At 70.2% G+C, this 24,468-nt stretch carries 22 protein-coding genes, 1 tRNA gene and 4 pseudogenes; 18 read left to right on the top strand and 9 right to left on the bottom strand.

Features of this window, described 5'->3' with window-relative positions; translation table 11 throughout:
• Window positions 1-11: 11 nt before the first annotated feature.
• A pseudogene (gene tig / locus LRS10_RS17625) lies at window positions 12-1,369 on the bottom strand (trigger factor).
• Between the two features lie 179 nt (window positions 1,370-1,548).
• Here tig and LRS10_RS17630 point away from each other — a divergent pair.
• Both LRS10_RS17630 and LRS10_RS17635 read left to right on the top strand, forming a co-directional pair.
• A tRNA-Leu gene (locus tag LRS10_RS17630) sits at window positions 1,549-1,633 on the top strand.
• Between the two features lie 48 nt (window positions 1,634-1,681).
• Window positions 1,682-2,908: a glycosyltransferase gene (locus tag LRS10_RS17635; protein ID WP_257838402.1), complete on the top strand. Its 1,227-nt coding sequence runs from the start codon at window positions 1,682-1,684 to the stop codon at window positions 2,906-2,908.
• Here LRS10_RS17635 and LRS10_RS17640 read toward each other — a convergent pair.
• The 3 genes and pseudogenes from LRS10_RS17640 to LRS10_RS17650 form a co-directional block, all read right to left on the bottom strand.
• On the bottom strand, window positions 2,905-3,219 hold the full coding sequence (locus LRS10_RS17640; RefSeq protein WP_257838403.1) for a peptidase inhibitor I78: 315 nt from the start codon (window positions 3,217-3,219) through the stop codon (window positions 2,905-2,907). The two genes, LRS10_RS17635 and LRS10_RS17640, sit on opposite strands and share 4 nt — an antisense overlap.
• Window positions 3,216-3,662 (bottom strand): DNA polymerase III subunit chi, encoded by a 447-nt coding sequence (locus tag LRS10_RS17645; RefSeq protein WP_257838404.1) that lies wholly within the window; start codon window positions 3,660-3,662, stop codon window positions 3,216-3,218. Before LRS10_RS17645 ends, LRS10_RS17640 begins: the two co-directional genes overlap by 4 nt.
• A gap of 31 nt (window positions 3,663-3,693) precedes the next feature.
• Window positions 3,694-5,146 (bottom strand): annotated as a pseudogene (locus LRS10_RS17650) (leucyl aminopeptidase).
• A 140-nt stretch (window positions 5,147-5,286) separates the two neighbouring features.
• Here LRS10_RS17650 and lptF point away from each other — a divergent pair.
• The 10 genes and pseudogenes from lptF (at window position 5,287) to LRS10_RS17700 (ending at window position 15,892) form a co-directional block, all read left to right on the top strand.
• Window positions 5,287-6,423 (top strand): LPS export ABC transporter permease LptF, encoded by a 1,137-nt coding sequence (gene lptF, locus LRS10_RS17655; protein WP_257838405.1) that lies wholly within the window; start codon window positions 5,287-5,289, stop codon window positions 6,421-6,423.
• Entirely contained in the window at window positions 6,420-7,523 is a 1,104-nt protein-coding gene (locus LRS10_RS17660; protein WP_257838406.1) for an LptF/LptG family permease, read from the top strand. The genes lptF and LRS10_RS17660 overlap by 4 nt, the downstream gene beginning before the upstream one ends.
• Window positions 7,524-7,611: 88 nt before the next feature.
• A complete protein-coding gene (locus tag LRS10_RS17665) occupies window positions 7,612-9,963 on the top strand; it encodes an LPS-assembly protein LptD (RefSeq protein ID WP_257838407.1) in 2,352 nt (783 codons plus the stop codon).
• Entirely contained in the window at window positions 9,953-11,341 is a 1,389-nt protein-coding gene (locus tag LRS10_RS17670; protein ID WP_257838408.1) for a peptidylprolyl isomerase, read from the top strand. Before LRS10_RS17665 ends, LRS10_RS17670 begins: the two co-directional genes overlap by 11 nt.
• Window positions 11,338-12,339 carry a 4-hydroxythreonine-4-phosphate dehydrogenase PdxA gene (pdxA, locus tag LRS10_RS17675; protein WP_257838409.1) on the top strand — a complete coding sequence of 334 codons (1,002 nt, stop codon included), beginning with the start codon at window positions 11,338-11,340 and terminating at the stop codon, window positions 12,337-12,339. Before LRS10_RS17670 ends, pdxA begins: the two co-directional genes overlap by 4 nt.
• A pseudogene (rsmA, locus tag LRS10_RS17680) lies at window positions 12,336-13,161 on the top strand (16S rRNA (adenine(1518)-N(6)/adenine(1519)-N(6))-dimethyltransferase RsmA). Before pdxA ends, rsmA begins: the two are co-directional and overlap by 4 nt.
• Before the next feature lie 96 nt (window positions 13,162-13,257).
• Window positions 13,258-13,566: pseudogene (locus LRS10_RS17685) on the top strand (5-oxoproline transporter, DUF969 family subunit); the annotation flags it as partial.
• 67 nt (window positions 13,567-13,633) lie between these two features.
• Window positions 13,634-13,951 carry a DUF969 domain-containing protein gene (locus tag LRS10_RS17690; RefSeq protein WP_257839199.1) on the top strand — a complete coding sequence of 106 codons (318 nt, stop codon included), beginning with the start codon at window positions 13,634-13,636 and terminating at the stop codon, window positions 13,949-13,951.
• The gene (locus LRS10_RS17695) at window positions 13,948-14,898 is read left to right on the top strand and encodes a DUF979 domain-containing protein (protein WP_257839200.1); all 951 of its coding nucleotides are present in this window, start codon (window positions 13,948-13,950) and stop codon (window positions 14,896-14,898) included. Before LRS10_RS17690 ends, LRS10_RS17695 begins: the two co-directional genes overlap by 4 nt.
• The gene (locus LRS10_RS17700) at window positions 14,882-15,892 is read left to right on the top strand and encodes a DUF2891 domain-containing protein (RefSeq protein ID WP_257838410.1); all 1,011 of its coding nucleotides are present in this window, start codon (window positions 14,882-14,884) and stop codon (window positions 15,890-15,892) included. Before LRS10_RS17695 ends, LRS10_RS17700 begins: the two co-directional genes overlap by 17 nt.
• Here LRS10_RS17700 and LRS10_RS17705 read toward each other — a convergent pair.
• Both LRS10_RS17705 and LRS10_RS17710 read right to left on the bottom strand, forming a co-directional pair.
• The gene (locus tag LRS10_RS17705) at window positions 15,889-16,149 is read right to left on the bottom strand and encodes a hypothetical protein (protein ID WP_257838411.1); all 261 of its coding nucleotides are present in this window, start codon (window positions 16,147-16,149) and stop codon (window positions 15,889-15,891) included. The two genes, LRS10_RS17700 and LRS10_RS17705, sit on opposite strands and share 4 nt — an antisense overlap.
• A 32-nt stretch (window positions 16,150-16,181) precedes the next feature.
• Entirely contained in the window at window positions 16,182-16,757 is a 576-nt protein-coding gene (locus tag LRS10_RS17710; RefSeq protein ID WP_257838412.1) for a hypothetical protein, read from the bottom strand.
• A 217-nt stretch (window positions 16,758-16,974) separates the two neighbouring features.
• Here LRS10_RS17710 and LRS10_RS17715 point away from each other — a divergent pair, with 217 nt between their 5' ends.
• Together LRS10_RS17715 and LRS10_RS17720 are read left to right on the top strand one after the other, a co-directional pair.
• Window positions 16,975-17,526, top strand: coding sequence for a DUF4402 domain-containing protein (locus LRS10_RS17715; protein WP_257838413.1), 552 nt, complete (start codon window positions 16,975-16,977; stop codon window positions 17,524-17,526).
• A 5-nt stretch (window positions 17,527-17,531) separates the two neighbouring features.
• Entirely contained in the window at window positions 17,532-17,867 is a 336-nt protein-coding gene (locus LRS10_RS17720; protein WP_257838414.1) for a hypothetical protein, read from the top strand.
• Between the two features lie 2 nt (window positions 17,868-17,869).
• Here the strand turns inward: LRS10_RS17720 and LRS10_RS17725 are convergent, their stop codons facing one another.
• Complete coding sequence (locus LRS10_RS17725) at window positions 17,870-18,337, bottom strand: hypothetical protein (RefSeq protein ID WP_257838415.1); 468 nt, start codon at window positions 18,335-18,337, stop codon at window positions 17,870-17,872.
• A 503-nt stretch (window positions 18,338-18,840) separates the two neighbouring features.
• Here LRS10_RS17725 and LRS10_RS17730 point away from each other — a divergent pair.
• Window positions 18,841-19,392 carry an OmpA family protein gene (locus LRS10_RS17730; RefSeq protein ID WP_257838416.1) on the top strand — a complete coding sequence of 184 codons (552 nt, stop codon included), beginning with the start codon at window positions 18,841-18,843 and terminating at the stop codon, window positions 19,390-19,392.
• Between the two features lie 132 nt (window positions 19,393-19,524).
• On the top strand, window positions 19,525-20,355 hold the full coding sequence (locus tag LRS10_RS17735; protein WP_257838417.1) for an aldo/keto reductase: 831 nt from the start codon (window positions 19,525-19,527) through the stop codon (window positions 20,353-20,355).
• A gap of 186 nt (window positions 20,356-20,541) precedes the next feature.
• On the opposite strand, the gene LRS10_RS17740 is transcribed toward LRS10_RS17735, so the two are convergent.
• Together LRS10_RS17740 and LRS10_RS17745 are read right to left on the bottom strand one after the other, a co-directional pair.
• Entirely contained in the window at window positions 20,542-20,958 is a 417-nt protein-coding gene (locus LRS10_RS17740; protein ID WP_257838418.1) for a cytochrome c, read from the bottom strand.
• 2 nt (window positions 20,959-20,960) lie between these two features.
• Window positions 20,961-22,511: a flavin monoamine oxidase family protein gene (locus tag LRS10_RS17745; protein ID WP_257838419.1), complete on the bottom strand. Its 1,551-nt coding sequence runs from the start codon at window positions 22,509-22,511 to the stop codon at window positions 20,961-20,963.
• A 324-nt stretch (window positions 22,512-22,835) separates the two neighbouring features.
• Here LRS10_RS17745 and LRS10_RS17750 point away from each other — a divergent pair, with 324 nt between their 5' ends.
• Both LRS10_RS17750 and LRS10_RS17755 read left to right on the top strand, forming a co-directional pair.
• Entirely contained in the window at window positions 22,836-23,117 is a 282-nt protein-coding gene (locus LRS10_RS17750) for a hypothetical protein (RefSeq protein WP_257838420.1), read from the top strand.
• A 141-nt stretch (window positions 23,118-23,258) separates the two neighbouring features.
• Window positions 23,259-24,251, top strand: coding sequence for a hypothetical protein (locus LRS10_RS17755; RefSeq protein WP_257838421.1), 993 nt, complete (start codon window positions 23,259-23,261; stop codon window positions 24,249-24,251).
• Window positions 24,252-24,468 lie beyond the last annotated feature (217 nt).

Consider the following 24,468-nt stretch of genomic DNA (forward strand, 5'->3'; position numbering starts at 1 on the left):
GCCTGAAGGGCTTAGCCTTCGTAGCCTTCCGGCAGGTCGTCCTCCTTCAGGAGCTCGTCCTTCTCGACCTTCTTGTCCTCGACCTTGGCCTTTTCGATGATCAGGTCGACGACCTTGTCCTCGAAGATCGGCGCGCGCAGCTGCGCCTGGGCGTTCGGGTTCTGCCGGAACAGGTCGAAGATCTGTTGCGCCTGCGGGCCGTAGCGCATGGCTTCGCGGCGCATGGCCTCGGCCAGCTCCTGGTCGGTCACCTGGACGTTGTTGGCCCGGCCAATCTCCGCCAGCACCAGGCCCAGGCGCACGCGGCGTTCGGCGATCTTGCGATATTCCTTCTCGAGCTGCTCGTCGCTCTTCGCGGCGTCGTCCTCCGGCAGGTTGCCGGCGGCCTTGTCCTGCTGGACCTGGTTCCAGATCGAGGCGAACTCGGCTTCCACCATCTTCGGCGGCAGCGGGAACTCGTGCTTCGAGTCCAGCTCGTCCAGCAGCGCACGCTTCAGCTTGAACCGGCTGGCGCCCTGGTACTGCTGCTCGAGGTTGGTCTTCAGCAGCTCCTTCAGCTTCTCGAGGTTCTCGATCCCCAGGCGTTCGGCGAAGGCGTCGTCGGCGACGGTGTCCACCGGAGCCTTCACCTCCTTCACCTTGGTCTCGAAGACCGCTTCCTTGCCGGCCAGATTGGCGGCCTGATAGTCGGCCGGGAAGGTCACCTTGACCTCGACGTCGCTGTCGGGCTTGGCCCCCTTCAGCTGGTCCTCGAAGCCCGGGATGAACTGTCCCGAACCCAGCACCAGCTCGACGTCTTCGGCCGTACCGCCCTCGAACGCCTCGCCATCGATGCGGCCGATGAAGTCGATGACGACCATGTCGCCCTCGGCGGCCTTCACGGCCTTGCCGGTCTTGGCTTCGTAGGTCTTGTTCTGGCCGGCGAGCTCGGTGACCGCCTCCTCGACTTCCGCATCCGTCGGCTCATAGACCGGCCGCGTCAGCGACAGCGACGCGGGGTCGACCGGCTCGAACTCGGGCATCAGGTCGACGGCCACCTCGAACGCCAGGTCGGCCTTGCCGTCCAGCACGCCCTGGATGTCGCCTTCCGGCTTCAGCTCGGGCTCGCCAGCGGGACGCAGCTTGTTGTCCTCGAGCACCTTCTGGGTCGTCTCCGACAGCGTCTGCTCCAGCACCTCGCTCATCAGCTGCTTGCCGTAGAGGCGCTTCACGTGGGCCGCCGGCACCTTGCCGGGACGGATCCCTTGACGTTGAGGGTCGGGGCGATCTCCGCGATCCGCGCTTCCAGACGCTCGCTCAGGTCCTTCTGAGGAACCGTCACGCCGTAGACGCGGCTCAGGCCTTCACCAGACTTCTCAACGACTTGCATCGACATTCTCAACTTCCGGACGGCGCGCGAAACGCACGCCTGCAGGTCCGCCTTCAGGTGGAATAGGAAGCGCCGCCGAAATCGCCCGGCGGCGCGGCGCGCCCTTATGTCATGGGAGCTTGCGCGCTCCAAGAGCCTTGACGAGCCGCGTTCGGCCCGCGATGGCATGCCGCCCACATGCGGATGTGGCGGAATTGGTAGACGCACTGGATTTAGGTTCCAGCGCCGCAAGGCGTGGAGGTTCGACTCCTCTCATCCGCACCAGCGTTCGCCGGGCGTGACAGCATCGTCGCGGCCCGGCACAAGGGCGCCATGTCGGAAGGCGTCCTCTTCGTCCACAACAACTTCCCCGGTCAGTTCCGTGACCTGGCGCGCAGCCTCGCCGCCCGCGGCGTCGCCTGCTGGGGCATAGGCCAGGACCACGCCCCGGCCATGCCCGAGGTCCGGACGGCCCGCTATCGCCTCAGCCGCGGCAGCACCCCGGGCCTGCCGCCGGCGGTCGTCCGGCCGGAGGCCGACCTGCTGCGCGCCCACGACGCCTTCCGCGCCGCCCAGGCGCTCAAGGAGCACGGCTGCGATCCGGCGGTCATCGTCGGCCATCCCGGCTGGGGCGAAACGCTGCATCTGAAGGAGGCCTTCCCCAACGCCCGCCAGGCCCTTTTCGCGGAGTTCTTCTACCACGGCCGCGGCTTCGACGTCGGTTTCGACCCCGAGTTCCCGCAGCCGACCGAGGAGGAAGTCCAGCGCGTCAACGCCAAGGGCCTCAGCATGGCCTACGCCTACGCCCATGCCGACGCCATCGTGACGCCGACGCCCTTCCAGGCGTCCACCCTGCCGCCGGTGTTCCGGGAACGGGCGCGGATCATCCACGAGGGCGTCGACGTCGGCGCGATCGCTCCGGGTCCCGCCGAGCCGTTCGAACTGCCCGACGGCCGGGTCCTGGCCCCGGGGACGCCCGTCGTCACCCACGTGAACAACAACATGGAGCCCGCGCGCGGCCTGCACATCTTCGCCCGCGCCCTGCCCCGCCTGCTCGCCGAGGTTCCCGAGGCGCATGTCGTGGTGATCGGCCAGGAGAAGAAGTCCGGCTACGGAGCCGCCGCCCCCGACGACCTCACCTGGAAACAGTGGGCGTTCCGTGACCTCCCCATCGACCCTGCCCGCGTTCACTTCCTCGGCAAGGTTCCGCATGCGCGGATGCTGGCGGCCATGCGGCTCTCCACCGCGCACGTCTACTACACCATCCCTTTCGTGCTCTCCTGGTCGCTGGCGGAAGCGATGGCGCTTGGCTGCCACGTGATCGGCTCCGACACCGCGCCGGTGCGCGACGCCATTCAGGACGGGGTCAACGGCCGTCTGCTGCCCTTCTCGGACCACGAGGCGCTGTCGCAGGCGTTGATCGAGGCCTGCCGCGACCCGGCCGCCGCCGCGCCGCTGCGCATGGCGGCCCGAAATACCGCCGAGGCCATGTTCGACCGCGACAAGGGCCGGCAGGCCTGGTTCGACCTGCTCGTCGAGCTAGGGCTGCGGATCCCCTAGCCGCACTTCACTTCCTTGATCAGCCCTGTCTGGGCGTCGAAGAAGAAGTTCAGCCGGTTCGGATTGAAATCCAGCGTCACCGGGCAGGTGGTGCAGGCGACCCGCTGCAGTTCGGGCCTGAGCGGCACTGGGATCTCCGTCCTGGGTCGCCCCACCAGGCCCCTGACCGCCTCGACGCCACAGGTGTCCGGCGGCGGCGGGGGCGCAGCGACCGGCGGCGACGCGGACGGCGGATCAGGCTGCGGCGCTGGCGCCGGCGGCGGGGTCGCACAAGCCGCCAGGATCAAGGTCGCCGCCGCCGCCCATCTCATGCCTGCTTCTCCCAGCCTCTCGCCTGCTGCTTCCAGTACGACACCGCAAGCCCCTGGCCCTTCGCCGCGCTCCAATGCCGGCGCGCTAGCGCCAGCTGATCGGGGTCATTGCCGTCGAAGAGCACCACGCAACGCTGGTATCCGTCCAGATCTCCCGGCGCGGCGCCGTCCACGAGGAACAGCGCGTCGGCGCCGTTCGGGTTCTCGAAGGCTGTCGTCAGCAGGATCGGCTGGCGTGCGGCCTGCGGGTCGTCCACGGGCGCATGCGGCAGGAAGCTGTCGTCGCGGTAGCTCCACAGCCAGCCGTCGAGATGCTCGATCCGCTCGGGCGCACCCGAGCGGACCACCGCCCGCCAACCCCGCTGGAGCGTCTTCTCCAGCAGCTCGGGAAGGGCCTGGTCCAGGCCCGTCCGCTCCAGGTGATAGAACCAGACCTCCGCCATGGCGCGCCGTTCCGCCGAGCCCTCTCGGGCGTCAGCCCTCGTACCGGTCCTGCACCATCCGGTTCAGCAGGCGCACGCCGTAGCCGGTGGCGCCGTCCGGGATAGTCGGCACGATCGACGGCTTCTTCCAGGCGGTGGAGGCGATGTCCAGGTGCGCCCACGGCACGCCGTTGACGAACTTCTGGATGAACAGGGCCGCGGTGATCGAGCCCGCCGGGCGGCCGCCGATGTTCTTCATGTCGGCGATCGGCGAGTCCAGCTGCTTGTTGTACTGGTCCGGCAGCGGCAGGCGCCACAGCGGCTCGCCTTCGGTCGCGGAGGCCGCCAGCAGATGGCCCGCCAGTTCGTCGTTGTTCGAGAACAAGCCGGCGTAGTCATTGCCGAGGCTGATGATGATGGCCCCGGTCAGCGTGGCCAGGTCGACCATGAACTTCGGCTTGAACCGGTCCTGGCAGTACCAGATGGCGTCGGCCAGGACGAGGCGGCCCTCGGCGTCGGTGTTGATCACCTCGATCGTCTGGCCGGACATCGAGGTCACCACGTCGCCCGGGCGCTGGGCGTTGCCATCGGGCATGTTCTCCACCAGGCCCAGGATCCCGACCGCGTTGACCTTGGCCTTGCGGGCGGCCAGCGCATACATCAGGCCCGCAACCGCGCCCGCGCCGCCCATGTCCCACTTCATGTCCTCCATGCCCTCGGCGGGCTTGATGGAGATGCCGCCGGTGTCGAAGCACACGCCCTTGCCGATGAAGGCCACCGGCTGGGCGTTCTTGTCCTGGGCGCCGTTCCAGCGGATCACCACCAGCTGACTCTCCCGGACGCTGCCCTGGCCGACGCCCAGCAGCGATCCCATGCCCAAGGCCTTCATCTGGTCTTCGCCCAGGATCTCGACGTCCAGACCGAGCCGCTCCAGCTCCTTCACCCGGCGCGCGAACTCGGCCGGATAGAGGACGTTGGCGGGCTCCGAAACCAGGTCGCGGCTGAAGCTCACCGCGTCGGCCAGCGCCGCCAGCGGCGGGAAGGCCGAGAGCGCGCCGTCCGGATCACCCGTCGCCACCTGGGTCTTCACGATCGACGGCTTCTTCTCGGCCGGCTCCTTGGTGCGGTACTTGTCGAACCGGTAGCAGGCCAGGCGCACGCCCAGGGCCGCCCGCGCGGCCAGGTCGGCGTCGCCGTTCGGCGTCTCGATGCGCAGCAGTCCGAGCCCCGAGGTCTTCACCGCCGCATAGGCGCTCGCCGCGGCATGCTCGGCCCCCAGGGCATCGAAGGCGTCGCGCTTGCCCGCGCCCACCAGCACCAGCCGCGCCGCGTCGGTCCCCTGGGGCGCCAGGATGTCCAGCGTCTGACCCTTCGCGCCGGTGAACCGGCTGCCGGCCGCCGCCTGGGCGAGCGCGCCGTCCAGCGCTTCCCCCCTCGAACACGATCCGGGCCAGCGCGGACTTCGGCGCGAGAGCGGCGGATGCGGCGACGAACTCGATTTCCATGGAAACTCTCTCGTTGGCTTCGACAGTCTGGCCGGGCGGCCGGCGTCGCGCGGTTGTCTGGCGCGGCGACGCATGATTTAGAACACCTCCGCGGCCGGGGCAGGCCCTAATCTGCGGGGACGCCTCTTTTCGCAAACCCCATGCGCCTGATCGACCGATATCTCCTGCGGCAGCTCCTGGGCCCCGTGCTTCTCGCAACGCTCGCGTTGACGGGCGTGGCGCTGCTGAGCCAGACCCTGTCGGGGCTCGACCTGATCGTGAACCAGCGCCAGAGCGCGCTGGTGTTCCTGAAGGTCACGCTGCTCGCCATGCCGCAGCTCATCAATATGGTCCTGCCGATCGCGGTGTTCGTCGCCGCCCTCGTGGCGCTGAACCGGCTGCACACCGAGCAGGAGATCGTCGTCTGCTTCGCCGGCGGCATGAGCCGCTGGCGGGTGATCTCGCCGGCCATGCGGCTGGCGGGCGCCGTCGCCTTCGTCGCTCTCGTGATGAACCTGTGGATCCAGCCGTGGGCGTATCGCGAGATGCGCAACGAGCTGTTCCAGATCCGCACCGACCTCGCCTCGACCCTGGTCCGGGAGGGCGAGTTCACCGAGCCCGCGCCCGGCCTCACCGTCTATGCCCAGGACGTCGACGGCGCCGGCAACCTCGAGAACCTGTTCATCCACCAGGAGAAGGCCGACGGGTCGGCCACCACCTACACCGCCGAAGAGGGCCGCGTGGCGCGCAGCCAGGGCCGGCCGGTGCTGGTGATGAAGAACGGCTCCAATCAGGAGTTCTCCCGAACGGGGGTCCTGAACTACCTCACCTTCGACGAATACATCTTCGACCTGAGCGCGCTATCCGGCGGCGATGAGCGCGTCCACTACAAGCCGTCGGACCGCTACCTGCACGAGCTGTTCTTCCCCGACCTGCAGCAGGACTGGGAACGCCGCAACCGCCTGGACCTGCTGGCGGAAGGACATGCGCGGATCGCCTCCCCGCTCTACAACATCGCCTTCATGGCGATGGCCCTGTCGGCGATCATCGGGGGCGGCTTCTCGCGCCTGGGCTACGGCCGCCGCATCGCCGCTATGGGCGCGGCCGCGGCCTTCGTCCGTATCCTCGGATTCCAGGTGCAGGCGGCCGCCGAGGACGGCGCCTGGCTCAACCTGCTCCAGTACCTGGTGCCCCTCGCCGCCACGGCGCTGGCCTTCCGCAGCATCTTCAGGCAGCGGGTCAGCCGCTATATCGACATCACGCGCCGCCCCGCGCGCATCGCCGGCGCGCCCGCGTGACCGGCTTCGGACGTCTCGAGCGCTATGTGATGGCGCGGATGATGGGCGGCGTGGGCGCGGCCCTGGCCGTCATTTCGGCCGTCATCCTGCTCATTCAGTTCGTGGAGCTGTCCAGCCAGGTCGGCACCCGAGCGGACGTCGGCGCCTCGTCCATCTTCGGCCTGACGCTTCTGCGTGCGCCGGCGCTGATCCAGATCCTGCTGCCGTTCTGCTTCCTGTTCGGCGGCATGGGTGCCTTCGTCGGCCTGAACCGCAAGAGCGAACTCGTCGCCATGCGCGCCGCCGGGGTCTCGGCGTGGCGCTTCATCCTGCCCTCGGCGGGCTTGGCGGCGGCGCTGGGCGTCCTTGCCGTGGGTCTGCTCAATCCGGTCTCCGCCTCGCTCAACGCCCGCTTCGAGGCCGAGCGCGCGCGGCTGATGGAGAACTATCTCGGCGACCGTCCACAGGACGTCTGGATCCGCCAGGGCGACGACCGCACCCAGATCGTCATGCACGCGCGCGATCGCGAAACCCGGGCGGGGACCGTCATCCTGCGTGGCGTGTCGGTCTTCATCTACGAGAAGGATGAGCGCGGCGCCCCCGAGTTCCGCCGCCGGCTGGAGGCGACCGAGGCGCGGCTGATGCCGGGCTTCTGGCGGCTCAGCAACGTGGCCGAGGCCGGCGCAGGGCAGAGTTCGATCCGCTCCGAGAGCCTGTCGATCCGTTCGACGCTTGACGCGGAGGCGGCCATGGAGCGCTTCGCCTCGCCCGAGGCCATCGCCTTCTGGCGGCTGCCCGCCGCCATCCGCCTGACGGAACAGGCCGGCTTCTCCGCGGCCGGCTACCGGCTGCGGCTGCAGCAGCTGCTGGCGACGCCGCTTCTCTATGCGGCGATGTCGATCCTGGCGGCCGCCTTCTCCCTGCGCCTCGCCCGCCTGGGCGGCCTCGCGGGGCTCGCCGGGGCGGGCGTGGCCTTGGGCTTCATCATGTTCTTCTTCAACCAGTTCGCCGGCGCGCTGGCGAAGGCCGACATTATTCCGCTCGCGGCGGCCGCCTGGGCGCCCGTGCTCGTCGCGCTGCTCGCGGGGCTGAGCCTGCTTTGCTACACCGAAGACGGTTGAATCATTGGACGGCCGGGCTATGCATCGCCGCTGTAGGCGCGAGCCCGGCCACAACGCGCGCAGGCGCGAGAGGGGATACGAGAGCTTCATGAGTCCGCGTCGGCGTTCGCCGCAGGCAGGCAAACGCGCCCTCCTGGCCGGGGCTGCGATGGCGATCCTGTGCGGGTCCGCCGCCCTCGCTCAACCCGCGGGCCAGGCGATCACGAACAACGCTCAGGCCGCTGCGCCGGCGGGCCGCGACGGCCTTCAGCAGGACGAGCTCTACATGGAGGCCGACGAGGTCGTCCGCGAGGACGAGATCGGCCGCACGACCGCTCAGGGCAACATCGAGGTGCGTTACAACGGCCGCACGCTCCGCGCCGACCGTATGGTCTACGAGGAGGGTTCGGGTACGATCCGCGCGCTCGGCAACGTCGCGGTGGTCAACGCCGACGGCTCGGCCGAGTTCGCCGACGAGATCCTGCTGGACGACGAGATGCGCGCGGGCGTCGCCCAGGGCTTCTCCGCCCGTCTCCCCGAGAACGTCAAGGTCGCCGCGGCCAGCGCCGTGCGCCGGAACGAGAATATCCAGGAACTCAACCAGGCGATCTACACGCCCTGCGAGATCTGCGCGAAGGACGGAACCTACAAGCAGCCCACCTGGTACATCTCGGCCGACCGGGTGGTGCAGGACAAGAAGCGCCGGACCATCACCTATCGCAATGCGCGTTTCCACGTCCTGGGCGTGCCGCTGCTGTACCTGCCGGTGTTCTGGCACGCCGACCCGCAGGCCGGCCGCTCCTCCGGTTTCCTGCCGCCGAAGGCCTCGGCCTCCGACCGCCGCGGCGCCTCGTACGAGCAGCCCTACTACTGGGCGATCTCGCCCTATTCCGACCTGATCGTCAGCCCGCAGCTGAACTCGAAGGTGAACCCCTTCCTGAACCTGCGTGGGCGCAAGAGCTTCTACTCCGGCGAAGTCGACCTGCGCCTGGGCTATACCCGCGAACGCGACTTCGATGGCAAGGGCAACGAGTTCGGCGAGCAGACCAACCGGAGCTACATCCTCGGCCGGGGCGCCTTCCGGATCAACGAGGACTGGCGCTGGGGCTTCACCGCCGAGCGGGCTTCGGACGACCTCATCTTCGACAAGTACGAGATCGGCAGCGTCTACGAGACGCGCGGCCCTTACGTCGCCGACGACCGGCGGCTGATCTCGCAGATCTACGCCATCCGCCAGGACGAGCGGTCATATCTCTCGGCGGCGGCCATGACCATTCAGGGTCTGCGCTCCTCGCTCGACTTCGTCGATCCGCTGACGGGCTTCGCGCCCGGCGAGAACGACCGCGTGTTCCCGGTGATCGGCCCGCTCGTGGAAGGTCGCTACGACGTGGGCCGGGTGGCCGGCGGCCGCCTGCGCGTCAACACCTCGGCTGTCGTCCTGAGCCGCGAGCAGTCGCCGTCCGACCTGTCGGTGCGGCTGCCCGGTCTCGACAGCGCCCGCGCCACCGGAGAGCTCAACTGGCGCCGCGACTTCACCTCCGCGGCCGGCCTGCGCGTGTCGCCTTTCGTCAGCGCCCGCGTCGACGCCTATCGCCTGGACGACATCCTCACCGGGCTCGGCGCCGCGACCCGCAAGGACGACATGACCCGCGCCCTGGCGACGGTCGGCGCCGACATCACCTACCCGGTCTTCCGCCGCTTCGGCGACAAGACGGTAGTCCTCGAGCCCGTGGTCCAGCTCCTGGCCTCGCCCGACGCCAAGCAGGTGGTCATCGGGACCGACCCGCGGGGCGAGCCCGTCTATCTCAACGAGGACAGCGTCGCCTTCGAGTTCGACGAGACGACCCTCTTCCGGCCGAACAAGTTCCCCGGCTACGACCTCTACGAGGACGGCGTGCGCCTGAACGTCGCCGGCCGGGCCATGGTGCTCTGGGATGACGGCCGCCGGGCCAACCTGCTGGTGGGGCGCTCGTTCCGCACCGAGGAGAACCGGGTGTTCCCCGAGCGCTCTGGCCTGCGCGGCAAGGCCTCGGACTGGATCGTTGCCGCCGACGCCCAGCCGTTCCGCGGCGTCTCGATGTTCGCCCGCGCCCGTCTCGACGGCGACACCCTTGACATCCGTCGCCTGGAAGCCGGCGCGAACGTCGCCAACAGGTACGGCAACGGCTTCGTCCGCTACCTTACCGACGACTTCGACATCAATGGCGTCAAGCGCGAGAACCTCGACCTTGGCGGCGAGCTCTACCTGCCCAAGGGCTTCGGCGTCAGCTTCTACGGCAGCCGCGACATGAACCAGGAGGCGTGGGTCATCCGGGACCTGGGCGTCTTCTATCGGGACGACTGCATCCGGGTGGATGTGATCTATCGCCGCGAAGACATCATCATCGGCCGTCTGCTACCCAGCGAGACCGTCTCGGTGCGCCTAACGCTCGCCACATTGGGCGGAACAGATGGCCGCTAGAACTATGGGCGAATACCGCCCGCTCAAGGAAACGATCTCGTCCATGAAGTCCTTCGTCTCGGGCCCGCAAACCGTCTCGGGCCTGGCGCGGAGCGCGGCGTTCGCCTGCGCGCTCATCGCGGCGGGCTCGCCGCTGGCCTACGCCCAAGCTCCTCAGCCGACCGTCGAGTCGCCGCCGCCCGCGCCCACCGGCATGTCGGAATCGGTGGCCGCCGTGGTCAACGACCAGATCATCTCCACCTACGACCTCGGCCAGCGCATGCGGCTGTTGATCGCCACCTCCGGCGTCCAGCCCACCGAACAGACCCTGCCCCAGTTCCAGCGCGAGGCCCTGATCAGTCTCGTCGACGAGAGCCTGCAGTTCCAGGAGCTGCGCCGCGTCGAGCGCGAGCAGAAGATCGACATCATCGCGGGGAACGAGGAGGTCGACCAGGAAATCGCCGACATGGCGCAGTCCAACAACATGTCGCGCGAGCAGTTCCTGCAGTTCCTGCAGAGCCGCCAGATCGGCATCGACACCCTTCGCCAGCAGATCCGCGCCCAGATCAGCTGGGCCCGGTGGATCCGCGGGCGCTACGGCTCGCGGCTGCGCATCGGCGACGACCAGATCGCCGCCACCCAGGCCAAGATGGCCGCCGACGCCGCCAAGCCGCAGTACCAGATCTCGGAAGTGCTGATCGACGCCAACCGCGTCGGCGGCATGCAGCAGGCGATGCAGGGCGCTCAGCAGCTGGTCGCTCAGATGCAGCAGGGCGCGCCCTTCCCGGCCGTCGCGCGTCAGTTCTCGGCCCTGCCGACCGCCGCCGCCGGCGGCGACGCAGGCTGGGTCGGCCAGGGCGAGATGCCGCCTGAGGTCCAGCAGGTCGTCGAGCAGATGCGTCCGGGTCAGCTCTCCCAGCCGGTCGCCGTCCGCGACGGCGTCTACATCGTCTATCTGCGCGACAAGCGGGCGGGCGGCGGGACCACGCTGGTCAACCTCAAGCAGGCCGCCGTGGCCCTGCCTCAGGGCGCGGACGAGGCTGCCGCGCGCGCCAAGCTCGAACAGCTGCGTCCGCAGATCACCAGCTGCGACACGTTGGAAGCCGCCGCCGCCAAGTTCGACGGCGTGGTGGCCTCCGACCTCGGCGAGGCCGAGCTCTCCGACCTTGCGCCGCAGTTCAAGACCGCCGCCGAAAGCCTGCAGGTCGGCCAGGTGTCCGAACCGATCCGCACCGGCGCCGGCCTCCACCTCGTCGCCGTCTGTGGCCGCAGGGCCGCCGGCGGGGCCAACATGGAGCGCGACGCCATCGAGAACCGGCTCTACGGCCAGCAGCTCTCGATGATCGCCCGGCGGTACATGCGCGACCTGCGCAACTCCGCCACCATTGAGACGCGGTGACGGCCGGCCCCCTTGCGCTGACCCTCGGCGATCCCGCGGGCGTCGGCCCTGAGATCGTCGCCAAGGCCTGGCACGCGCTTCGCGCTTCAGGTCCCGCCTTCATGGTCGTGGGCGACGCCCAGGCCGTGGCCTCCGCGCCCGGCGGCGCGGCGCCGGTCCGTCCTGTCCACAGCCCGGACGAGGCCCGAAGGGTCTTCGCCGAGGCGCTGCCGGTGCTCGACGTACCGCTGAAAGCCCCGGTGATCGCCGGCCAGCCGTCGGCCGCGGCCGCGCCCGCCGTCATCCGCTGGATCGAGACCGCCGTTGGCCTGGCGCTGTCGAAATCGGTCTCCGGCGTCGTCACCGCGCCGATCGCCAAGGCGCCGCTCTACGAAGCCGGCTTCAGGTTCCCCGGCCACACCGAGTTCCTGGGCGAGCTCACCAACAGCACCGCCTTCGATGGCGCCCGCGGGCCGATCATGATGCTGACCGCGGCCGACCTCCGCGTCACCCTCGTCACCGTCCACGAGCCGATCGCCCGCGTTCCGGCCGCGCTCTCGATCGAGGGGGTCGTCACCGCCGGCCTGGTCACCGCCCAGGCGCTGCGGCGCGACTTCGGCGTCCAGACGCCGCGGCTGGCCGTGGCAGGCCTCAATCCCCACGCCGGAGAAAGCGGCGGCATCGGGCGCGAGGAAATCGAGATCATCGAGCCGGCGGTCCGCGCGCTGAAGGACCTCGGCGTGGACGCCCGGGGCCCCTACCCGTCCGACAGCCTGTTCCCCGCCGAGATGCGCGCCGGCTACGACGCCGCCCTCTGCATGTTCCACGACCAGGCCCTGATCCCGGTGAAGATGCTGGACTTCTGGGGCGGCGTGAACGTGACGCTCGGCCTGCCCATCGTCCGCACCTCCCCCGATCACGGCACGGCCTTCGACATCGCCGGGCGCGGCGTCGCCCGGCCCGACAGCCTCATCGCCGCCCTGCGCCTCGCCGCCCAGATCGCCGCCAACCGCGCATGACGCTCGAAGATTTGCCGAGCCTGCGCGCGACGCTCGAGGCCCACGGTCTGTGGGCCAAGAAGGCGTTCGGGCAGCATTTCCTCCTCGACCTCAACATCACGCGCAAGATCGCGCGCCTGGCGGAGGTCGGCGAAGGCGACCATGTGATCGAGGTGGGGCCGGGGCCCGGCGGCCTGACCCGCGCCCTCGTCGAAACGGGCGCTCGCATCACCGCCATCGAGAAGGACGACCGCTTCCGCCCGCTGCTCGAGGAATTGGCCGCCGCCTCCGACGGGCCTGGCGCTCATCTTCGGCGACGCCCTGACGACCGATGAAGCCGCCCTCTCGCATGGCCGGCCCGCCCATCTCGTCTCCAACCTGCCCTACAACGTCGGGACGCCCCTGCTGATCAAGTGGCTCACGGGGCCCTGGCGGCCCGCCTCGCTGACGCTGATGTTCCAGAAGGAAGTCGCCGACCGCATCGTGGCTGCCCCCGGCGAGGACGCCTACGGACGCCTCGCGGTGATCGCCCAGGCCGCGGCCCGGGCCCGCCCGGTTCTGGACGTGCCGGCCCGCGCCTTCACCCCGCCCCCGAAGGTGGAGTCGGCCGTCGTCCGGGTGGAGCCGCGCGCCGATCCACCGACGGCGGAACGCCTCCACGCCCTGCAGAAGGTCACCGCCGCCGCCTTCGGCCAGCGCCGCAAGATGCTCCGCTCCAGCCTGAAGGCGCTCGGCGGCGAGCAGCTCGTTCTCGCCGCCGGCCTCGATCCCGCCGCGCGGGCGGAGGTCATCGCGGTCGACGGCTTCCTGGCGCTCGCCGACGCCTGGCTCGCGCGGCGCTGAAGCCCGGCGTTCGACCCGACGTCGAGAGGCCCGCGGCGTAGGCCGTTGCGGAAGCGGGCTCCAGCCGCTCCAATGGCCGAGAATCGGGGGTTCTGAATGCTGACCCTGTTGGGTGTCGTCGTCGTGGTGGTGGGCTTCGCCGCGCGCCTCAATCCGCTGCTCGTGGTGATCCTGGCCGCCTTCACGACGGGCCTCTTCGCGGGTCTGTCGCCGGTGGAGGTGCTGGCCGCCTTCGGCAAGGCGTTCAACGAGAACCGCTTCGTCACCGTGGCCTATCTCGTGCTGCCGATGGTCGGTGTCCTCGAACGCGCCGGCCTGCAGGAGCGCGCGCGCGCCTTGATTGCAAAGTTCCGAGGCGTCTCGGTCGGACCCTTCCTCATCGTCTACCTGGCCCTGCGCCAGATCACCGCCGCCATCGGCCTGCACTCGATCGCAGGCCAAGCCCAGAGCATCCGCCCCCTCGTCGCCCCCCATGGCCGAGGGCGCGGTCGAGGCGCGGCTCGCCGACCAGGGGCGCGAACTCGACGACGAGACACGCCACGCGGTGCGCGCCCAGGCCGCGGCCACCGACAACATCGGGCTGTTCTTCGGCGAGGACATCTTCATCGCCATCGGCTCGATCCTGCTGATGGTGGGCCTGTTGGCGGCCAGCGGCATCACCCTGGATCCGCTACACCTGTCGCTGTGGGCCATCCCGACGGCCATCGCCGCCTTCCTCATCCACGGGACCCGCCTCCTGCTCTTCGACCGCAGGCTGAAGGCGGCCCGCGCGGGGTCCCGCGCGCCATGATCAAGCTGTCTCTCGTCTATCTGCTGGCGGGGCTGGTCTTCGCCGCCTTCGCGGTGTTCAGCGCGTTGGACCGCAGTAACGCGAAGCGTTTCGGCAATGCGGCCTTCTGGGGCCTGGTGGCCGCGAGCTTCCTGGTCGGCGACCGCCTGGGCGACCTCGGAAATGGCGTGCTGGTCCTGGGCCTGGGCCTTCTCGCCGGCTTCGGCCTCCTCGGGCGCGGCCAGCCCTTGACCACCTCGCCCGAGGAGCGACGACGGCTGTCGGAGCATTTCGGCAACCGGCTGTTCGTCCCGGCGCTCACCCTGCCGGTGGTGGTCGCGCTCGGGGTTCTGGTGCTCAAGCCGCTCACGATCGGCGGCGCGCCGCTGTTCGACCCCAAGCAGGCGACGCTGATCTCCCTGGCGCTTGCCGCCGTGGCCGCCGTCGTCGTCGCCCTCGTGCTGCTGCGCCAGCCGATCGTCTCCCCTCTGCAGGAGGGCCGCCGGCTGATGGACACCGTCGGCTGGGCTGCCCTGCTGCCGCAGATGCTCGCCGCCCTGGGCGCCGTCTTCGCCTTGGCCGGCGTCGGCGAGCTGATCGGTCAGCTCGTCACCGCCTGGATCCCGCTCGACACCTTGTTCGTCGCCGTCGCGGTCTACTGCGTCGGCATGGCGGCCTTCACCGTCATCATGGGCAATGCCTTCGCCGCCTTCCCCGTGCTCACGGCCGGCGTCGGTTTGCCCATCCTGATCAAGGGGTTCGGCGGAGATCCTGCAGTTGTTTGTGCGATCGGGATGCTGTCGGGGTTCTGCGGCACCCTGATGACGCCATTGGCCGCCAACTTCAATCTGGTGCCGCCCGCCCTGCTCGAGCTGCCCGACCGCTACTCGGTCATCAAGGCCCAGATCCCGACGGCCCTGCCGCTGCTGATCGTCAATGTGGTGCTGATGTATGTCCTCGCCTTCTGAGCCGCCCGCCGGCGTGACGGCCGAGCTGGCCTCGTCCTTCGCCCGCATCGCCCTGGGCCATGTGGCGCGGGAATATCCCAACAAGCTGGATCACGTGCTCGACGGGCCGGACGACGCCAAGGGTCCCCGCGCGCTCCATCCGATCTACTTCGGCAGCTTCGACTGGCACTCGTGCGTCCATGGCTACTGGACGCTGGCGACCTGCCTGCGCCTCTTTCCGGACATGCCCGAAGCGACCGCGATCCGCGCCCGGTTCGATGCGGCGTTCACGCGCGAGAACGTCGCCGCCGAGGTCGCCTACCTCGGCCGCGCTTCGGCGCGGGGCTTTGAGCGCCCCTACGGCTGGGGCTGGCTGCTGAAGCTGCAGGCGGAGCTTCTCGCCCATCAGGACCAGCCCTGGGCCCGGCTTCACCAGCCGCTCGCCGACGCCTTCGTCGTCCGCTTTTCGGACTTCCTGCCGAACGCGACCTATCCGATCCGCACCGGGGTCCATTCCTCCACCAGCTTCGCCATCGCCCTGGCGGCCGACTACGCGCGGCTGCGCAATCCTGCGCTCCTGGAGCTGTTCACCCGCAAGATGCGCGCTTGGCACGCCCAGGACCGTGACGCTCCGGCCTGGGAGCCCTCGCTGGACGAATTCCTCTCCGCCACGCTGACGACCGCGGAATGCCTCCGGCGCCTGCTGCCCCCCGACGAGTTCGCCGCGTGGTTCGCCGCCTACCTGCCGCACATCGCCGACGGCCGGCCCGAGACGCTCTTCACCCCGGCCGTCGTCAGCGACCGCACCGACGGCAAGATCGTCCACCTGGATGGTCTGAACCTGTCCCGCGCCTGGTGCTGGCGCGCGCTGGCGCCTACCCTGTCCGGCGCCGCCCGTGTCGCAGCAGAGCAGGCCGCCGATCGCCACCTCGCCGCCAGCCTGCCGCATGTCGCGGGCGACTACATGGGCGAACACTGGCTGGCCTCGTTCGCGCTCCTGGCGCTGACTGCCTAGCCGTCGGAGGCCAGCACCGCCTGCGCCGCCTCCGTCAGGGCCCACCGCGACCGGCAGGAGGCTTGAGCGGCCAGACGCCCGTCCCATCCAACGAACGCCAGCCAGCCGCGCTCCCCCAGCGCGAAGCATCGGCGCTCACGCTGGAATCCGTCGTCCAGCCGCTCGCCCCCTTCGTAGAGCACATTGACCAGTTCCCCGCCGGGCAGCGCCTCGCTGAGCAGTTGCCGGTTGGGAGGCGAGAGGTCCTCGACGTTCACGGCGGGTCTCTCCTTGCCAAATGATGCGAGAGCTAAGGAAAGCGCGCTTCGCAGCCGCGGCAAAGCGGCGCATTAACCATGCCTGTGGAAAGCCGGCGCCTGACCGGGGATAAGGCTACTGCAGCGACAGGATGACCGGGAACGAACCCTTGTAGACGCCAGGAGCCGCCCCCCGCCTGGACCCCTACTTCTCCCTGCACCGCCACGGAACGGCTCCCGCGACCGCCATAGGCGCCCGGCAGGCTGTTCACGGCGCCGGAGGGCGTCAGCTGCAGCATGACCTCGCCCACGCCATCGCTCCGCGTCAGCCTGAGCGACGACGGCATCGCGATGTTGTAGCTGTCGCCGGCGACCCCGCTGACCTCGTAACGGCCGCTGACCGCCTGCGCCGTGACGCCGCCGCGTCCGGGCTGGCTGATCGGCGCGACCGAGATCTCCGAGCCCTTGCCCAAGGCCGGCGGGTCGATGATCGTCACGCTGCCGCGGGCTTCCACAGTGCTGGAATGCTGGGCGTGCGCCGGCGCGGCCGCGCCCATGACGCCGGCCAGCATCGCTGCCAGCGCCGCTGCCGGTGCGGCTTGCGCCGCGACATTGCGTTTCGCCCCCATGACGCCGCCAGCCTAGTCGTCCGCGCCGAGGAGGACAATGCCGTGGGTCGTCCCGCCCCAAATTGGGTTGGCGCCCGCGTTGCAAACATCAGCGAGCACCGGTATCAGCCCGGCTTAGCTGTAAGCTTTCGGTACAGCCCCGCTGCCCGAAACAACTTTAGCTAAGTCTAGGCGCGAAAAAATACCCGTTTAGATAGCGCTTCTACTGAGGTTCATCGTGGGTCACGCCCGGAAAATCTGCATTGCCGCCGCGACGGCCACCGTCGCCGCCGCGCTGGCCTCGACGGCCTGCGCCCAGGCCTCGGCGACCGCCCAGACCAATTCGACGGTCACGGTGTTCCGGCCGATCACCCTGACCAAGAACACAGACCTGTCGTTCGGCACGGTCGTCCGCCCGACCGCTGGCTCGGGCACGGTGACCATCGCCGCGGCCGACGGGGCGCGCACCCTCGACGGCAGCGGCGCCCTGCTGTCCACGGGTCAGCCGAGCACCCAGGCCGCGCCGGGCCGCGCCACCTATACGGTGAACGGCGAAGGCGGTCAGACCTTCTCGATCTCGGTTCCGGCGAACTTCAACATGACCCGTTCGGGCGGTTCCGAAACCATCACGGTGGTTCTCACGCCGTCGGCGACGACCGGCAACCTCAGCAACGCGCTGGGAGCGGCCGGCACGGCCAGTTTTGGCGTCGGCGGCCAGATCCCGATCGACAGCGCCACCGCCGGCGGCGCCTATTCGGGTTCCTTCACCACCACGGTGGCCTACAACTAGGGCCCATGGCCCGAGCTTCCCTCCGAGTCGCCGCCCTCGCGCTCGCCGCATTCACGGCGGGGTGCGCCACCGAGTTCGAAGGCGAAAGGCCGTCGAGCCTCTACGGTCAGCACACCGACGCCGCCGTCGCGCTGTACGGTCCGTGGGACGAAGCCCTCAACCTGAACGGCCAGCGCTACTATCTCTGGCGAAGGAGCGTCGAGACCGACGAGGGCCTCAGGTTCTGCGAGCTCCGGCTGGAAGTGACCGAGCGCAACGTCATCGCCCGGCGCCTGCTGCAGGGTTATCCTGACGCCTGTCAGTTGTTCGCCGCCCGCTTCGTCGCGGGCGACCGAAACTAGCCTCAGCCGGGTCGACGCCTGGCGTTCAGCAGGTCGGTCCAGCGCCAGTTTCCACCGCCCAGCGCCACGCGCGAGCCGTCCGCCATTGAGATCAGCACCAGGCCCCGCATGGGCTCGTTGCGACAGGCCTCTGGCGCAAAGGCCACCTCCATGGAGATGGCCTGCCGAACGCCGGCCAGGCCCTTGCCCTCCTGGCCCGGGTTCCGCACCCAGTCGCCGTTCCAGATCAGCAGCGCGTTGCGGCCAGCGTTGGCGCCACGATGGGCCGCGCCGATGGCTTCGCGGACCTGAACGTCCTTCCGCAGCGCCGCCTGCAGCCGCTCGACCATGTCGCAGCCGCCGCCGCTCCCGTCGCCCGCGCCGGCCCCCGTCCCGCCGCCGGACCCTGCCCCCGCGGTCCGCGCCCCGGCGAGCTGCGCCTCGCTCACCGTCACCACGGGCGCGGGATCGGGCGCCGGCGCGTCCGCCACCGCGACGCGCAGCGGTTCCACCGTCGGCGGAGGGGGGCTGCCGGCCGTGCGCGCGCCTTTGGCGGCGGCTTGGGCGCCTCGGCTGGCTGGGGCGAGGTCGCCGGCGCACCGCCTAGGGGCTCCGGCTCCGTCGGCTCGGGCGGATCCGGCGGCCGCGGCGGCTGCACGAGGCTGACGACGATCGGGTCCGGCTCAACTCGGATCGGCGCGTCGGCCTGGCTGGCGATCAGCACGAACGGGATCGCCGCGTGCGCCAACAGGCTCAGCCCCGCCGCCGCGCCGCGCCGCCGCCGGCCAGCGGCTCTGGTCCCCGCGGCTCCGGTCGTTCTCCGTCCTCCCATCGCGCGAGGCTGGCCCGCCGGTTCGTCAGGATCGTGGCGGCTCTTACAGTCAAGCTGCCCCGTTCTCGCCACGGTCGCGTCATGGCTAGGCCACGCACAGCAACACACCTTGGCTGCGGCGAAGCGCCTTGGGGTGGGGCCTTTGCGAGAAGGAAACGAGACTTGAAAGACGGGAAGCTTAGGGTGGCGGCCATCGGCGGCGCGCTGATTTTTGCAGGCCTCGCGGCGAGCGGCTGCGCCAGCCATCGGTTCGTCCGCGACCAGGTGGCTGTGGTCGACACCCGCGTGACGACGGTGGAAGGCACGGCCGGCGAGGCCCTGGCCCGGGCCAATGCGGCCCACAAGCTGGCCGAGGGCAAGTTCCTCTACCAGGTGGTCCTCTCAGACGACTCCGTGAAGTTCCCCACGGATGTGCACTCGCTCTCGCCCGAGGCCGAGGCGCGGCTGAATGAGTTCGCCGAGCGGCTGAAGACCGAAAACCGCAATGTCTACCTGGAAATCCAGGGCCATACCGACGCCAGCGGACCCGAGGCGTACAACGACCGGCTCGGCGAGGCGCGGGCGGAAGCGGTCCGCAAGTACCTCGCCAAGCAGGGCGTGGCGCTGAACCGGATGGCCACCATCTCCTACGGCGAAGAAGCGCCGGTCGCGCCGAACGACACCCCGGACGGCCGGTCGCAGAACCGCCGGGTGGCGATCGTGGTGCTGAGCTAAGGGCGCAGGCGGAGGCTCGCGAGCTTCCGTCGGGCTCTGGGGCAAGGCGGCGGCTCCTCCCGGGGCCGCCGCCAGCCATTGCCATCCGGCCTGGAGGACCTAGCTGAGGCTCCTATCAGCGTGGAGCCCTTCATGACCGCCCAGCCCCTCGTCCAGCTCAGCGACGGAAACGCCATTCCCCAGCTCGGGCTCGGTGTCTGGCAGACGCCGAACGACGTGGCGGTCGAGGCGGTCCGCACGGCCCTCGAGGCCGGCTACCGGCACGTCGACACCGCCGCCATCTACGGCAACGAGGAGGGCGTCGGCCACGGTCTGCGCGCCGCCGGCCTGCCGCGTCGGGAGGTGTTCGTCACCACCAAGGTGTGGAACGAGGAGCAGGGCTACGACGAGGCCCTGCGCGCTGCGCGCGCCAGCCTTCAGCGGCTGGGCCTGGAACAGGTCGACCTGCTGCTGATTCACTGGCCCTCCCCTTGGCGCGGCAAATACATCGAGACCTGGAAGGGCTTGGTCCAGGCGCAGAAGGACGGCCTCGCCCGGTCCATTGGGGTCTCCAACTTCGAGCCCGAGCATCTGGAGCGGATCATCGGGGAGACCGGCGTCGCGCCCGTCCTCAACCAGATCGAGCTGCATCCCCGTTTCCAGCAGAAGGCTGCGCGTGCGGTCAACGCCGCCCATGGCGTGAAGACGGAGTCCTGGAGCCCGCTCGGGCAGGGGCGGCTCCTGACCGATCCCGTGATCGCCAACATCGCCCGCAAGCACGGCAGGACGCCGGCCCAGGTGATCATCCGCTGGCACCTGGACAACGAACTCGTCGTCATCCCGAAGTCGGTGACGCCGCACAGGATCCGCGAGAACTTCAACGTCTTCGGCTTCCGGCTCGACGCGGACGATATGGCCGCGATCGGCGCCCTGGACGATCCCGAAGGCCGCATCGGCTCGCACCCTCTACACGCGAAGTTCTGACGGCAAGAGCTTGAACGAGTTGGTGGAGTCCCCATGTTGAAGCGGCGCGGGGCGAACCCCGCGGGTGCGTCGCCCGCCTGATCACCGGGCAAGCCCGCGAACACCCCCGCGACGGCCAGGACGACACGCAGCGGTGGCTCCGCCTTTAGTCTCCGCCCGGAGATGCGTTCGTTCTGGCAAGCATCCCTACTGCCCCCGCATCGCCTGCACGTCCGACGCCGTGACCGGCTCGGCATAGGCGTTGCCGAAGTGGGTGCGCAGATAGGCGACGACCTCGGCCACCTGTGCCGGCGTCAGCGCCTCCTTGAACCCGGGCATGCCGGCCTTGCCGTTGTCGACCATGTAGATGGCGTAGGCCGCGGTCCCCAGCCGCGCGTTCGCGGCCAGCGCCGGGAATCTCGCCGCCCCGGCCGCGCCCTTGCCGCCCGCCATGTGGCAGACCTGGCAATAGACCTCATAGACCTCGGCCCCGTTCTTCGGGACCATCGGCCGCGCGCCGCCCGGGCCGGGCTCGTCGGCGTCCGCCCCCTTCGCCCCCACGGCCAGGGCGGCCAGCGCCGCCGCCGCCACGATCCATCGCCTTTCGGTTCGAAGCTTGTGCATGTTCAGGCCTCCAGCGCGCGTTTGTGCAGGCGCGTGATGGCGTCGATCGACGACAGCAGCGCCCCTTCCATCCAGCAGCCCACATAGCTGGCGTGCTCCCCCGCCAGCACGATCCGGTCCTCCATCGCGACCAGGGTCTGGTAGTGGTCGCGCCGGCTCTCCTCGTTCCACCGGGCGCAGCAGCCCATCACCCAGGGCACGCGGCTCCAGGCGACGCTGGCGCCGTTCAGGAACTCCTTGCGGTAGGCCTCGGGGTGGAAGACGGCCCCCTGCGCCAGGGCGGCCTCGATCCGCTCGGCCGGGCTCATCCCGCCCAGATGGTAGCCGCCGGGGCCGTTGGCGAAGGCCCCCAGCAGCACCGCCGGCCCGTTCGAGAAGAATCCCGAGTTGGGATACGAGATCAGGCCGATCTCCTGGTTGGTGAAGCTGTGCCCGCCGAAGATCTCCTGATCCTCCTCCCAGAAGCGACGGCGCATCTCGAGCCCGATCTTGACGCTGGAGGAGTACGGCACGGCGTTGATCGCCGCGGTCATCTTCTCCGACAGGTTGGTCTCGATCTGCGACAGCACCGTCAGCGGAATGGTGCAGACGCAGTAGTCGGCGGCCTCCGTCTTCACCTGACCCGAGAGGGTATCGGCGTAGGTCACCGTCACGCCCGCCTTGTCCTGCATCAGTCGGGTGACCCTGGCGCCGTGGACGACGAGGCCTTGCACCTGCCGGGCGAAGGCGTCGCCGATCTTCTGCATCCCGCCGACCGGCTGGAACATGGTCGTCTGGAACTCGTGGTTCATGAAGAAGGCCAGGTTCGCCCAGATCCCCGACTTCAGGACTTCGCCGAACGCATACGGCTCCGAGGGCTTGGGGGCGCCGTTCACCCCGCCCCCGGGCGGCAGGGCCCAGCCCCGCGACCGCGACGCCCGCTCCCCGCGGTATCGCATGTCCTTGTCCAGCAACCCCCAGCCCCGCAGCGCCTCCTTCAGGCGGTCGAGGTCCTCGGCCGTCAGCTGCTGGTCCAACCCCTTCTGGTCGATCGACTTGCCGAGGATCTCGGCGATGTTGCCGTTGAAGTCCGCCGCCAGGGCCCGGTAGCGCATCGGCTGGCCGCCGAACGCCTCCGTCGAGTGCACATAGGCGTTGTGATTCAGCTGGATGAACGGCTCCAGCGCCACGCCGAAGGCCTTGCAATAGTGCAGCAGCGTGCGGTGGTGGTGCGGGATGCGCCACGGACCGGGGTTCAGGTAGTTGCCCTTGGCGAACCGCACGTCCTGGGCCGCGCCGCCCATCTCGGTGTAGCGGTCGCCCCCATACAGCGACCAGGCCCGGCCGCCGGCCCGCTGCTGGAACTCCAGGATCTTTACCTGGTAGCCGGCCTTGCGCAGCTCGTAGGCCGCAAGCATCCCGGCCAGCCCCGCTCCCAGCACCACCACCCGCGCGCCCTTCCGGGCCCCCGTCAGCTGCGGCGGCCCGTCGAACCGGGTCTCCGCGGCGTGCCCGAAGGTGGTCATCATCTGATAGACCGCCGCCGTGCCGCCGATCAGCCCGATCGCATGCATCAGCTGTCGCCGCGTCGGTCGTCCCTGCGCCTGCTCCATACTCGTTCCCACACCCCCGCTGAAACCCGGAGGCATGGTAGGAACGGCGCCGCGGCGCCCGCACGTGCTGCAATGCAAAATCGCCGGCCCATCCGCTGCTTTGGCTAGCCGGCGCGCAGCCTGCGCAAAGCCTGGGCGCCGGCCCCTCCGGCCGCGCGAGGAACCGCCTGCGGCCACGCTCGTTTGCACGCCGCAGGCCGGGCTTATGTCGGCTGGCCGCCAAAGGCGTGCGCCTGCGACACCAGTGCCCCGCTAGCAATTCGTTCAAACCATAGGGAGCCCCGCATGCTGACTATCCGTCGCACCGCCCTCGCCCTCACCGCCGTGGGCGGCGCCTTTGCGCTCAGCGCCTGCGCCACGGTCTCGTCCGTCGAGCGCGCCCAGGCCACGGCCGACCAGGCGCTGTCCACGGCCCAGGCCGCCCAAGCCGCCGCCCAGCAGGCCCAGAGCGCCGCCGACGCCGCCAACGCCGCGGCGCAGCGCGCCCAGTCGACGGCCGATCAGGCCGCCGCCGCCGCCGCCGCCGCCGCACAGTCGCAGCAGCGCCGGGCCGGCGAGCGCGGCTGACGCCGATGGCCGCCGGGGCGTGTCCCCGGCGGCCGTTGCGCGCAGGAGCAACATCCTGCAACCTGAGGTTTCGCGCGGCTCGACCGATACTCGTCTCGGGCCGTGGACCGACTCGCTGGAGCCGGGGCTAGCTCGGAACCGATGGAGAGCCGCGGAACGCTGACTCCGCCGCACGCGCAGGCCGGCGCTGACAACGCCCAGGTCGTCCGGGCCGACGCCCCGGCGTCTGCGTTTCCGCACGCCCTGCATCGCGCGGGCGTCGTCTTCCTTCTCGACATCGTGGCCTTGGCCCGTCACGGCCGCCATCCGCTCGACGCGCTGCTGCTGGCGGTGATCGTCCAGGCGAACGCCGCGCCGGGGGCCGACGCCGCCGACCTCAAGACCTCTGACGCCCAGCGGCGGCCGATCAGCGTCAACGCCCTGGCCAACTCCCTGCGCCTGCCTTTCGAGAGCGTCCGGCGCCGGGTGCACCGCCTGGCGGCGGAGGGGCTGTGTCAGGTGTCGCGCGCCGGCGCCGTGGTTCCGGCCGCCGTCCTCGGCCATCCCGCCTACGTCGAGGGCGTCGCGGGCGCCTGCGAGCGGCTCCGGCTGTTCTACCTCGAGCTCCGCGCCATGGACGCCCTGCCCGACCTGCCGCTCCCGGCGTCCGAGGATCCTGCGGAGCTGACCGCGCCGGTCCCGACCGCCTCGGTGGCCCGCATCCTCGCCGACCACGCCCTGCGGGTCATCGATGTGGCCCTCGCCGTCTACGGCGACGTGGTCGACGCCCTGATCCTCTTGGAGACGTTCTGCGCCAATACCGAGGGCCTGCCCTTCATCGGCGCGCCCGCCGCCGACGAGGGGCCGTTCCGGGTCTACGACGACGCCGAACGCCGGCCGATCCTGCTCTCCCCCCTGGCCCGGCGCTCGGGCTTCGCCATCGAGACCGTGCGCCGCCACGCCGAGGAGCTCATGGCCCAGGGCCTGATGCGGCGCGCCGGCCGCGGCTACATCGTGCCCGCCGCCGCGCTCGCGGGCCCCGCCGTAGTCCGGTTCGCCTTGGAGAACGCGGTCCAGACCCGCCGGATGTTCGGCCAGCTCGCCCAGCTCGGCGTCCTCGCCGCCTGGGAGCGCCAGGCCGAAGGCGCCGCCTAGACGCAGAACGGCGCGCCGGTGTCACCCGGCGCGCCGCCGATGGGGAGACCCACCTGTACGCGAGGCCGCTTCGAGGGACGGGAGAGAACGGCCCCGGTCCAGCACATGTCTACGGCCCGCTGGCTGTACCCAGCATGAACGGAATGGGCTCAGGGCGCGCAACATCCGCACTGGAGCAATCGGCCGCGACGCCGCATGCTGCGGCGCCTGGAGGAGC

Origin of the sequence: Phenylobacterium sp. J426 (genome assembly GCF_024699945.1) — a bacterium.
In the GTDB taxonomy this organism is placed as follows: domain Bacteria; phylum Pseudomonadota; class Alphaproteobacteria; order Caulobacterales; family Caulobacteraceae; genus Phenylobacterium.

Coding starts and splice junctions, on each gene's coding strand:
- LRS10_RS17750 (WP_257838420.1), top strand. CDS start 22,836: ATGCTGACTATCCGTCGCACCGCCCTCGCCCTCACCGCCGTGGGCGGC.
- LRS10_RS17690 (WP_257839199.1), top strand. CDS start 13,634: ATGGCCGAGGGCGCGGTCGAGGCGCGGCTCGCCGACCAGGGGCGCGAA.
- LRS10_RS17755 (WP_257838421.1), top strand. CDS start 23,259: ATGGAGAGCCGCGGAACGCTGACTCCGCCGCACGCGCAGGCCGGCGCT.
- LRS10_RS17710 (WP_257838412.1), bottom strand. CDS start 16,757: ATGGGGGCGAAACGCAATGTCGCGGCGCAAGCCGCACCGGCAGCGGCG.
- LRS10_RS17645 (WP_257838404.1), bottom strand. CDS start 3,662: ATGGCGGAGGTCTGGTTCTATCACCTGGAGCGGACGGGCCTGGACCAG.
- LRS10_RS17640 (WP_257838403.1), bottom strand. CDS start 3,219: ATGAGATGGGCGGCGGCGGCGACCTTGATCCTGGCGGCTTGTGCGACC.
- LRS10_RS17720 (WP_257838414.1), top strand. CDS start 17,532: ATGGCCCGAGCTTCCCTCCGAGTCGCCGCCCTCGCGCTCGCCGCATTC.
- LRS10_RS17670 (WP_257838408.1), top strand. CDS start 9,953: ATGGCCGCTAGAACTATGGGCGAATACCGCCCGCTCAAGGAAACGATC.
- lptF (WP_257838405.1), top strand. CDS start 5,287: ATGCGCCTGATCGACCGATATCTCCTGCGGCAGCTCCTGGGCCCCGTG.
- LRS10_RS17745 (WP_257838419.1), bottom strand. CDS start 22,511: ATGCATGCGATCGGGCTGATCGGCGGCACGGCGGCGGTCTATCAGATG.
- LRS10_RS17665 (WP_257838407.1), top strand. CDS start 7,612: ATGAGTCCGCGTCGGCGTTCGCCGCAGGCAGGCAAACGCGCCCTCCTG.
- LRS10_RS17700 (WP_257838410.1), top strand. CDS start 14,882: ATGTCCTCGCCTTCTGAGCCGCCCGCCGGCGTGACGGCCGAGCTGGCC.
- LRS10_RS17740 (WP_257838418.1), bottom strand. CDS start 20,958: ATGCACAAGCTTCGAACCGAAAGGCGATGGATCGTGGCGGCGGCGGCG.
- LRS10_RS17735 (WP_257838417.1), top strand. CDS start 19,525: ATGACCGCCCAGCCCCTCGTCCAGCTCAGCGACGGAAACGCCATTCCC.
- LRS10_RS17635 (WP_257838402.1), top strand. CDS start 1,682: ATGTCGGAAGGCGTCCTCTTCGTCCACAACAACTTCCCCGGTCAGTTC.
- LRS10_RS17695 (WP_257839200.1), top strand. CDS start 13,948: ATGATCAAGCTGTCTCTCGTCTATCTGCTGGCGGGGCTGGTCTTCGCC.